The following is an 8,988-nucleotide window of genomic DNA, read 5'->3' as shown; positions in this document are numbered from 1 at the left end:
CGATGCCAGCGCCATTCTGGCCAGCGACCCCGCCGCCCAGGGCCTGGGCGAAATCGTGAGCACCTACCCGGGCTTCTACGCCACGGCCCTCTACCGGGTGGCCCACGCGCTCTACGTGCGCGGGCTGCCGCGCCTGCCGCGCCTGCTCAGCGAATACGCCCATCAGCGCACCGGCATCGATATTCACCCCGGGGCACAGATTGGCCCGGCCTTCTGCATCGACCACGGCACGGGCATCGTCATCGGCGAAAGTGCCGTCATCGGGGCCAATGTGCAGATTTACCAGGGCGTCACGCTTGGCGCCATGAGCGTTACCAAGGGCCTGCAGGGCACCAAGCGCCACCCTACCATCGAAGACCACGTGGTGGTGTACGCCGGGGCCACCATTCTCGGGGGCAGCACGGTCATCGGGGCGCACAGCATCATCGGCGGCAACGTGTGGCTCACCGAGAGCGTACCCTCGCACTCGCGTGTGTATCACCGCGCCCACATCAACATCTCGCGCAGCCTCGACCCCTCGGCCGAGCTGGTTTTTTCGATTTAATACTGATTCTTCGCTCCGCTGTCATCCTGAGCCTGCGAAGGACCTCATCACGTTTCGAGTAGTAAGTCACGACAAACCGTTTCGTCTTGATAAGGTCCTTCGCAAGCTCAGGATGACAGACGCTGTTAATAAAGTACCCAAGACCCTAAGTCCCTATTCTCATGAAAGCCAATTCTATTCTCGACACCATTGGCAACACGCCGCTGGTCCGCCTCAACCGCTTGTTTGCCGCTACCCGCCCCGATGTGGAAGTGTGGGTGAAGCTAGAGCGGGCCAATCCTGGCGGCTCCATCAAGGACCGTATTGCCCTGAGCATGGTGGAGCAGGCCGAGCGCGACGGCACCCTCACCAAGGGCAGCCTGATTGTGGAGCCTACCTCCGGTAACACCGGCGTGGGGCTGGCCCTCGTGGCCGCCGTGAAGGGCTACAAGCTGACCCTGGTAATGCCCGAAAGCATGAGCATCGAGCGCCGCCGCCTGATGGCCGCCTACGGCGCCAACCTCGAGCTCACGCCCCGCGAGAAAGGCATGAAAGGCGCCATCGAGAAAGCCCAGGAAATCGTGAAGAACACGCCCGGTGCCTGGATGCCCATGCAGTTCTCGAACCCCGCCAACCCGAAAATTCACGCCGAAACCACGGCCCAGGAGATTCTGCGCGACGCGCCCGAAGGCTTCGATTTCCACATCACCGGCGTGGGCACCGGCGGCCACATCACCGCCGTCACCGAAACCCTGAAGCCGCATTTCCCCGGCATGAAAACTTTTGCCGTCGAGCCCGAAGCCTCGCCCGTCATCAGCGGCGGCGCACCGGGGCCACACCCCATCCAGGGCATCGGCGCCGGCTTCATCCCCGATAACCTGCACGTCGACATTCTCGACGGCACCATCCAAATCAGCCAGGCCGAAGCCTATGAGATGACCCGCCGCGCCGCCCGCGAGGAGGGCCTGTTCGTAGGGGTATCGTCGGGGGCCTCCCTGGCCGCCATCGCTAAAAAGCTGTCCGACATGCCGCAGGGCAGCCGCGTGCTCACCTTTTGCTACGACACCGGCGAACGGTACCTTTCGGTTGAAGGCCTGTTCGTGTAGGTATTTCGAAAGATGCACGAAAAAGCCCCGGACCAATGTTCGGGGCTTTTTCATATCCGTTAGTCAACTGAAAAGAAAAAGCCCGTCCGGATAACCGAACGGGCTTTTCTATCATCTTCAGTGGAGAATATCGGAGTCGAACCGATGACCTCTTGCATGCCATGCAAGCGCTCTAGCCAGCTGAGCTAATCCCCCTGATTTGGTGTTTACCGCCGTGCCAGTTGCGCTTTGGTTCGACAAAAGTACAGCGAAATAGTGCGCCTGCAAACAATACGCGCATATTTTTTGCTGAATTTGCGCAACCATCAAACAATCAGCCATAAAAAAAGTGGGCAGGAATTGCTTCCCGCCCACTTTTCGGAGCTACCCTAAGCCGGAATGCTTAGTTGAAGATGTAGCGGATACCAATCTGGCCCTGCCAGCGCGAGCCGATACCACCCGTGTCGTAACGGAAAGTTTCGGTGAGCTTGGTGCCGCCGGCCACGCTGTTGTCGGTGGTCACGCGGGTGGGCTGGGTCAGGTAGGGGAAGGTGTATACGGGCTGGCCTTGCTGGTTGTAGCCGGCGAAGGTGAGCGGGTTAACCTTGTTAGCCGTCTGGAACGCACCCCACTTGCTGTTAATCAGGTTGCCGATGTTGAAGATATCGAGGCTAATCTGCAGCGTGTTGCGGTTGTCGCTGCCCAGGTTGGTGAAAATGTCCTGCAGCAGACGGAAGTCGAGGCGGTTCTGCCAGGGGCGCACGGCACCGTTACGCTCGGCGTAGTCGCCGCGGTGCTTGCTCAGGTAAGGGTCTTGGTTGATGAAGTTGTTCAGGTCATTCCACTGTTCGGCAGCGCTGTATATAACGGCCGGAGCAGGGTTCGGGCCGGTAACGGCGGGCAGCAGCGTGATGTCGCGCAGGTTGATTTCGCTTTGCGAGCGCGGGATGTACATCAGGTCGTTTGCGTTCTGACCGTCGCCGTTCATATCGCCCGAGTACACGTACGAGTAGCGACCAGCCGGAGCGGCTTCGTAGAAAAGCGAGAGCGTGGTGCCCAGGTGGCCCAGGTATTCCTTGCGGTACGATGCCGAAGCAATGAAGCGGTGCGTCTGCAGGAAGTTCGAATAGCTGAGTGCATTAGCGTTAGGGTCGCCGGACACAGCACGGTCGCGCCAGATAGACTGGGCAATCGAACCACCATCGTTCACCGAGCGGGAGTCGGAGTAGGTGTAAGCTACGCTGGCGAAGAAGCCGCTGCTGAATGTTTTCTGCAGTTGGCCGGTGATGGCGTAAGAGTAGCCCTTGTTGGTGTTGGTCATCAGGATGGCGTCGCTGATATTGGGCTTAGCAGCTGTGTTACCACCTTGGGCAGTCGGAATCGAACCGTAAATCTGGTTCACGCGGGTGGTAGCGGCCAAACCGTTGGTTACCACTGCCGGGCTGTTCACCGTGTAGAAAATCGGACGGTTGTCGCCACCAGCGCCCACCGGCGTAGCGCGGTTGTACGGGTTGGCTTCCGTGCCGGGCAGGTTCACGTTCTGGTGGTAGATGGCGTTCAGGTCTTTGGTGTAGAACGCTTCCAACGTACCGATTACACCGCCGGGCAGTTCTTGGTCAACAGCCAGGTTGGTGCGCCATACTTGGGGGAATTTGAAGTCAGACGACGTTACGGCCAGGTTGTAAGCCGTGTTGGCGGCGGCGTTCTGCGGGCGGTAAGCGTCTACGTTGGGGTTGAAGGGATAGATAGAAGCACCAGCGGTTGTGCCAACGGGTACGGAGCCAGTGGTGCTGAACGAGCCAAACTGCACACCGTTGTTGCTAGCCTGGTTCGAGAGCCACACGAAGGGTACGCGGCCCGTGAAGATGCCCGTACCGCCGCGCAGCTGGGTTTTGCGGTCGTCGTTCACGTCCCAGTTGAATCCCACGCGGGGCGAGAACAGCACCGATTTCTTCGGCACCGAGCCCGTGTTCAACTGCACGCCATCGCGGAAAGTCAAGCCAGGGTAAGGCTGATTCGTGGCCGGGTTTAAGCCACCACCGCTTACAGCATAGTTTTGCGTCAAGTCCGAGGTCAGGAAGGGTAGGTCGGCGCGAATACCGTAGGTAACTTTCAGGTTGCTGAGGGGCGACCATTCATCCTGCACGTACAAGCCGAGCTGGGCTGCCGTAATGTCGGCAAAGGGGAAAGCACCACCGGGCACGGCCGAATACTGCAGGTTGTAGCGTTGCGGGCCGGGGCGGGTGCCACTGAACGGCGTGATGGTGGGGTCGGTGGTAGCGGTGGCGCGGGTATAGTTATAGCCGGCCGAAGCGTAGAAGTCCTCCAGCGAGTTGTAGGAGTAGTTGCCGTAGTAGTTCGGCGCAAAGCCGTTCCGGAACTTGTAGTATTCGTTGTAGGTACCTACGGTCACGTTGTGCTTGCCGAGGTAAGCCGTGAAGTTGTCGCCGAACTGGTACACGTCCGAGTTCAGGATGTTGAAGGCCGAGAAGGGCTCGAAACCGAACGAGGTGAGCGTGTTGGAAGCCGTAATGCCTGCGAGCTGCGCCGGGGTGGTGCTACGACCTACGCTGTTGCCGATGTCAACCAGCGGGAAGATGCCGCCGCTGCTTTCGCGGAAGTCGCGGAAAGCCGAGTAGCCTGCCGTCAGGTTGTTCGAGTACTTGCCACCGCCGAAGGTGCTGTTGAGTTCGGCAATGATGGAGTTCAGGTTGTTGTTGATGCGGTAATAGGCCGACAGGTACGGCAGGCCGAACTGCGACTGGAAGCGCGAGCCGCCAATAGCGCCCGAAGTGCTCGGGGCAATGTCGGCGTACGACTTCAGGTAGTTGTACTTGATGTTGAAGCGGTGGTTGCTGCTGATGTTCCAGTCAAGCTTAATAGTGGCCTTGTCGCTGTTCGACTTCAGGTTGTAGTTCTCGTACGGGCCGGGATTGTAGCCGTACTGCTGTTGCAGGAAGTTACTGAGGAAGTCGAGGTCACGGTACGAAGCGCTCGAAACCGTGCCGCCCGACGTGCCGTCGCGCGAAGCCGTGAAGTTGCCCGTGGGCGGGTCGTTACGACGCTCCGATTCGGCGTTGACGAAGAAGAACAGCTTGTCTTTGATGATGGGGCCACCTACGCGGAAGCCGATGTTGTTCAGGTTGAAGGTGGGGTAGTCCGACGTGATGCCGTTGACCGTGCTGCCCACCAGCTTTTGGTTGCGGAAGAAGTCGTACACCGAGGCCGAAACCTTGTTCGAGCCCGAGCGCGTCACCACGTTGATGCCGGCACCGGTGAACGAGCCCTGACGCACGTCGAACGGCGCGATGCTCACCTGAATCTGGTCGATAGCGTCGAGCGAGATGGGCTGAGCACCCGCCTGGCCGCCTACCGTCGACGACAGACCGAAGGCGTTGTTGAAGATGGCGCCGTCAACGGTGATGTTGTTGAAGCCCGAGTTACGACCGCCGAAGCTCTGGCCGTTGGCCTGAGGCGTGAGGCGGGTGAAGTCGTTCAGCGAGCGGTTCAGGGTGGGCAGGCGCTCAATGGTTTCGCGCTGTACCGTGGTGCTGGCGCCGGTGTGGTCGGCGTTCATCACCGGGTTCTGGCGGGCCGTCACAGTCACTTCCGTCAGCTCGGTGCTGGCATCGCTCAGCTGCTGGTCGAAGCGCAGGTTCTGGCCCAGCGTCAGGTACAGGCCATCCCGTACCAACTCTTTGTAGCCAACAAACGTTACTTTCACCGTGTAGGGACCACCTACGCGCATGTTCTGAATGTTGAAGCGGCCGTCCGAGTTGGTCGGCGACACGTACTGCGTATTGGTGGGGGTGTGCACGGCAATCACCGTAGCGCCGGGCAGGCCCGCGCCGGTCTTGTCGGTAATCACCCCGCTCATCGCGGCTGTGGTGGCACCCTGCGACCAACCCAAACGGGCGGTGAAGAGCATCAACGCCAGCAACACAAAGTGGCGTAAAAATGAGTTGTTCATAAAAAAGTGGTTGGTGGAAACAGTGAGCTTAATTAAAAGCGGGGCAAAGGTACGAGTAAGCTGAAAGGGTCAATATTACGGCAAATTTACCATTTCCATGATGGAAAAAGTGAAACCGATTGCGCAAAAAAGCAGGTGAAGCGGCCGGCCTACAGCCGGGGGCGCACGGCGCGGATAAATCGACTTAGGTAATAGTCTGACTCCAAGCTGTTTTCGACAACGCCCAGGGAGGTAGAGGCATGGATGAAATCCACGCCTTCCTCGTCGGCCACCGTTACCAGGCCCACATGCGTAATTGTCCGGCTACCAGGGGCCGCCCCGAAAAAAACTAAATCGCCGGGCCTTAAATCTGTCGATTTCACTGGGTCGCCCCACACGGCTTGCTCGTTGGACGAGCGCGGGATGCTGACACCGGCCTCGCCAAATGCCAGCTGTAGCAGCCCCGAGCAGTCGAGACCAAGGCGCGTGGTGCCGCCGTATAGGTAGGGGGTGCCCTGGTAAGAGCGGGCGGCATCGATGACGGAAGCCAGGGTGCCGGTGGCGCTGCCAGTGCGGGCGGGACGTTTTACTACCACCTTGTTTTTACCACCGCTGGGGGTAGTGGCCACCGTTTTTACTTTGCTGCCGGGGCGGGCGGGCGCGGCGCGGCCCGTTTTTTTCAGCCCGACCATCTCACGGGCCGAGCGATACTGGCCGTCGCGATAGTTGAGTTTGCGGTGGCAGCTGGCTAGGGCCAGCAAAGCCAGCAGCACCGGTAGTATCTTCGTTGTCACCCTCCTCATTGGCCGCAAAGATAGTTTGCGCGGCCCTTTTAGCTTTGTCACTCATGAATTTCAACGCTCTCACTCCCGAATTAGTGGTCGCCTTCGAGGCTATCGTCGGGCCCGTCCATGTGCTCACGGCCCAGCGCGCCGAAGCTACTGCTACCGCCGATGCCTACGCCGACTACGGCCGCGACCATACTGAAGACTTCCATTTTGCCCCCGACGTGGTGCTGCGTCCCGGCTCGGCCGAGGAAATCGGGGCCATCATGCGTCTCTGCCACGAGCACCGCATTCCCGTAACGCCGCGCGGGGCGGGCACCGGCCTCAGCGGAGGCGCGCTGCCCATCCACCACGGTGTGGTGCTGAGCACCGAGCGCCTGAACCGCATTCTCGAAATCGACGAGCGCAACCTGCAGGCCACCGTCGAGCCCGGCGTGGTGAACGAGGCGTTTCAGAACGCGGTGAAGGAAGTGGGCCTGTTCTATCCGCCCGACCCGGCCAGTAAGGGCAGCTGCTCGCTGGGCGGCAACCTGGCCCACAGCAGCGGCGGCCCCAAAGCTGTGAAATACGGCACCACCAAAGACTACGTGCTGAACCTGCAGGTGGTGCTGCCCACCGGCGACATCATCTGGACGGCCGCCAACACCCTCAAGAACTCCACCGGCTACAACCTCACGCAGCTTATGGTGGGCTCGGAGGGCACGCTGGGCATCATCACCAAAGTGGTGTTCCGGCTGCTGCCCTTCCCGCAGCATAATATTCTGATGCTGGTGCCCTTCCGGCAGGAGGCCCAGGCGGCCGAGGCCGTGTCGGCAGTATTCCGGGCGGGCATCATCCCGTCGGGCATGGAGTTTATGGAGCGCGAGGCCATTGCCTGGTCGTCCGACTACCTCAACATTCCGCTCACGCTGCCCGACGATATCCGGGCCCACCTGCTCATCGAACTCGATGGCCAGGACCTCGACCAGCTATATAAGGAAGCCGAACAGGTGTACGGCGTGCTGGAGCAGTACGACGTCGACGAAATTCTGCTGGCCGACACCGCCGGCCAGAAGGACGACCTCTGGAAAATTCGCCGCAACATCGGCAATTCGGTGCGCTACAACTCGGTCTATAAGGAAGAAGATACCGTGGTGCCCCGCGCCGAACTGCCTACCTTATTAAAAGGCGTGAAGGAAATTGGGGCCCGCTACGGCTTCAAAAGCGTGTGCTACGGCCATGCCGGCGACGGCAACCTGCACGTCAACATCATCCGCGGCGACCTCGACGATGAGATGTGGAACGTGGGCCTGCGCCAGCCTATCAGTGAAATCTTCGAGCTCTGCGTGCAACTCGGCGGCACCATCTCAGGCGAGCACGGCATCGGACTGGTGCAGAAAGGCTACATCGGCATCGCTCTTAAAGAGGCCAACCTGAACCTGATGCGCGGCATCAAAAACGTGTTTGACCCGCACGGCATTCTGAATCCGGGCAAGATTTTTTAACAAAGACCTCACTCCCTGAACCCCTCTCCAAAAGAGATAGGGCACCGGGCTTGCTTTAGCAAAAAACAGAAGAGCCTTTTGCATCTGCGAAAGGCTCTTCTGTTTGGTTAAATCCAAGTCGTTACTGCCGAACCAGTGCCGCCTCTTTTTTGGAGAGAGTCAGGTTTACACCGTCACCGTCGGTAAAAACTTCGGTGCTGCCCGTTTGTGCGTGGCCTGCTCGTAAGCAAAGCCCAGTCCCAGCAGCTTGCCTTCCTGATACGCCGAGCCCACAAACGACAGACCCACCGGCAGTCCCAGCACCTGCCCCGTAGGCACGGTAAGGTGCGGGTAACCGGCCATGGCGGCGGGGGAGGAGAAGTCCACGCCCGTCGAGTAGTCGCCGTTTACCCAGTCGATGCACCAGGCCGGGCCGGTGGTGACGCCCACGATGGCCGAAAGCTGGTGCTGTTTCAGCAGGCCGTCGATAGCTTGGCGGGCGCCGGCCACGGTTTTCTGCGCGGCGGCTTTGTATTTGGGGCTGCTCAGGCCGTCGGTGGCTTCGGCCCGAATGAGGGTTTCCTGCTGGAAGAAGGGCATGGCCTCGGCCGCGTGCTCCTTATTGTAAGCAATAACGTCGGCCAGGTTTTTCACCGAAGAGCCCGCGCCGGCCAGGTACTTGTTCACGCCGTCCTTGAACTCGTAGAGCAGCACGTCGAATTCGGCCTCGCCGAGCGGGTTCACCAGCTTGTTCAGCTCGATTTCGACGACGGTTGCGCCTTGGGCTTTGAGCGCGGCCACGGCTTCCTTCAGCAGCGCGGACACAGCGGGCGGGCCGTTCAGATGGGCTTTTTCCACGCCCAGGCGCTGGCCTTTCAGCGCGTCGGCTTTCAAAAATGTCGTGTAATCGGTGGGCGTGGCGGCCGGAATGGGCAGGCGGGCCGGGTCGGCGGAGTCGGGGCCTTGCAGGGCGGCCAGCAGCAGGGCGGCGTCGCGCACAGTGCGGGCCATGGGGCCGGCCGTGTCCTGCGTGCTCGAAATGGGAATAATGCCGCTGCGGCTCAGCAGGCCCACCGTGGGCTTGAGGCCGACAAGGCCACTCACCGACGAGGGCGATACCACCGAGCCGTCGGTTTCGGTGCCCACGGCTACGGCGCACAAATTGGCCGCCACCGCCGCGCCC

6 protein-coding genes and 1 tRNA gene are annotated in these 8,988 nt (G+C 60.5%); 3 read left to right on the top strand and 4 right to left on the bottom strand.

The genetic code is table 11. The features are described from left to right. Together ACYVDE_RS09025 and cysK are read left to right on the top strand one after the other, a co-directional pair. Nucleotides 1–544, top strand: a 544-nt coding sequence (locus tag ACYVDE_RS09025) for a serine O-acetyltransferase (protein ID WP_460501160.1), incomplete at its 5' end; no start/stop codon positions are given. Nucleotides 545–705: 161 nt separating this feature from the next. Continuing rightward, on the top strand, nucleotides 706–1,629 hold the full coding sequence (gene cysK / locus ACYVDE_RS09020; RefSeq protein ID WP_460501159.1) for a PLP-dependent cysteine synthase family protein: 924 nt from the start codon (nucleotides 706–708) through the stop codon (nucleotides 1,627–1,629). Between the two features lie 121 nt (nucleotides 1,630–1,750). On the opposite strand, the gene ACYVDE_RS09015 is transcribed toward cysK, so the two are convergent. The 3 genes from ACYVDE_RS09015 to ACYVDE_RS09005 form a co-directional block, all read right to left on the bottom strand. Further along, a tRNA-Ala gene (locus ACYVDE_RS09015) sits at nucleotides 1,751–1,824 on the bottom strand. 187 nt (nucleotides 1,825–2,011) lie between these two features. Continuing rightward, on the bottom strand, nucleotides 2,012–5,578 hold the full coding sequence (locus tag ACYVDE_RS09010; RefSeq protein WP_460501158.1) for a TonB-dependent receptor: 3,567 nt from the start codon (nucleotides 5,576–5,578) through the stop codon (nucleotides 2,012–2,014). Nucleotides 5,579–5,727: 149 nt separating this feature from the next. Next, entirely contained in the window at nucleotides 5,728–6,330 is a 603-nt protein-coding gene (locus ACYVDE_RS09005) for a C40 family peptidase (RefSeq protein ID WP_460501157.1), read from the bottom strand. 74 nt (nucleotides 6,331–6,404) lie between these two features. Here ACYVDE_RS09005 and ACYVDE_RS09000 point away from each other — a divergent pair, with 74 nt between their 5' ends. Then, complete coding sequence (locus tag ACYVDE_RS09000) at nucleotides 6,405–7,826, top strand: FAD-binding oxidoreductase (protein WP_460501156.1); 1,422 nt, start codon at nucleotides 6,405–6,407, stop codon at nucleotides 7,824–7,826. 165 nt (nucleotides 7,827–7,991) lie between these two features. Here the strand turns inward: ACYVDE_RS09000 and ACYVDE_RS08995 are convergent. Then, the coding region (locus ACYVDE_RS08995) for an amidase family protein (RefSeq protein WP_460501155.1) at nucleotides 7,992–8,988 on the bottom strand (997 nt) is incomplete at its 5' end.

Source organism: Hymenobacter agri (assembly GCF_054778495.1).
Note: the sequence above shows the minus strand (reverse complement) of the source record. Positions and strands in the feature narration are given on the sequence as shown.

Coding starts and splice junctions, on each gene's coding strand:
- cysK (WP_460501159.1), top strand. CDS start 706: ATGAAAGCCAATTCTATTCTCGACACCATTGGCAACACGCCGCTGGTC.
- ACYVDE_RS09000 (WP_460501156.1), top strand. CDS start 6,405: ATGAATTTCAACGCTCTCACTCCCGAATTAGTGGTCGCCTTCGAGGCT.
- ACYVDE_RS09010 (WP_460501158.1), bottom strand. CDS start 5,578: ATGAACAACTCATTTTTACGCCACTTTGTGTTGCTGGCGTTGATGCTC.